The organism is Candidatus Saganbacteria bacterium (genome assembly GCA_016223245.1).
Taxonomy (GTDB): Bacteria; Margulisbacteria; WOR-1; order XYC2-FULL-46-14; family XYC2-FULL-37-10; genus JACRPL01.
This window is the reverse complement of record JACRPL010000022.1, coordinates 1-1,036: the sequence shown is the minus strand read 5'-3', so window position 1 is coordinate 1,036 and position 1,036 is coordinate 1. Positions and strand designations below refer to the sequence as shown.

Sequence of the window (1,036 nt, the reverse complement as noted above, 5' to 3'; positions counted from 1 at the left end):
ATATTACGATCGAGAAGAAGCGCTTTGTGACGCCCTATTTAAAACCTTTGGAAACATTCAGAAGAACCCGGAATTGATTAAGGGATTGCTTGTTCCTTTTTTGTAAACATAATGTCTATTTAATTATGCGCACCTATATACAACGACGGGCGGCAAGACTCGGCATAGAATTTATTGATCGTTTTAATGCTGAAACATTAGAAAAAATTTTAGCAGTTAGAGAAAATTTACTATTATTAAAATTCAGCCGCCAGCCTAAAGTATTAGTAATTTATAATAAAGATGATGACTCCGATGCTTTTGTTAATAATGGATTCCGACAGCTCTTTGAATCAGGTTTCGATGTTGTTTACTTTGAAGCGGCTGATGTTGCCGACATCAATTGGCTTGAAGCCGAAATAACGTCCGCCAATCTTGAACGTGCTTTTTCAATCCTACAACTTGGAGGTCATGGCACTCTGCAAGATATACAATTCGGAAAACTAAGCGGATTTAATCCCCGGCAGCGATATCGTTCTCGATAGCTGCGGGACTGGCGCCGGCGAAGAAAAGATCGTTAATGTAGCCAACGCTATCGGCATGATGTTTCCCGACAGCAGAGTTCATGCGCCCAGAGTCTCAATTATTTGCGGCAGGATTGAATTTGACTCGGCAAAACTTATAAAAGTTCGATATTTAGAAGGCCCTATCGGTTACATACGACAGGCGACTTAAAGTCTTCGATTATGGACCCAGGCATTCCCCAATGAAATCGCCGCCCACGGTGGGAACGCCCAGACAGTTGCCATAAAAGGCAATGCCGTCAACAACTCCAGCCAGGAGATACTTATTATATGGTTCGGATAGCGGCCCAAACCTTAATGAGTCGAGTGATGCAATTGGTCTGGCACCGGCAGTAAAAATATCGCGGATAATGCCCCCCACTCCAGTGGCCGCGCCTTGTTTAGGGTCGACTTGAGAAGGATGATTGTGGCTCTCCATTTTAAAAACCACAGCCACATCATCGACAATAATGCCGCCGGAATCTTCTCCGACT

Annotated in this window: 1 protein-coding gene and 1 pseudogene; one reads left to right on the top strand and one right to left on the bottom strand. The window is 43.7% G+C overall.

The window, feature by feature from the left end; translation table 11 throughout:
• The first annotated feature begins 125 nt into the window (after positions 1-125).
• Positions 126-524, top strand: a complete 399-nt coding sequence (locus HZC34_08140; GenBank protein MBI5701790.1) for a hypothetical protein — start codon at positions 126-128, stop codon at positions 522-524.
• Positions 525-750: 226 nt separating this feature from the next.
• Here the strand turns inward: HZC34_08140 and HZC34_08135 are convergent.
• Positions 751-1,036 (bottom strand): annotated as a pseudogene (locus HZC34_08135) (phosphoribosylformylglycinamidine synthase II).

Excerpts from the sequence above, each read along its gene's own strand:
- HZC34_08140 (MBI5701790.1), top strand. The coding sequence starts at position 126 with ATGCGCACCTATATACAACGACGGGCGGCAAGACTCGGCATAGAATTT.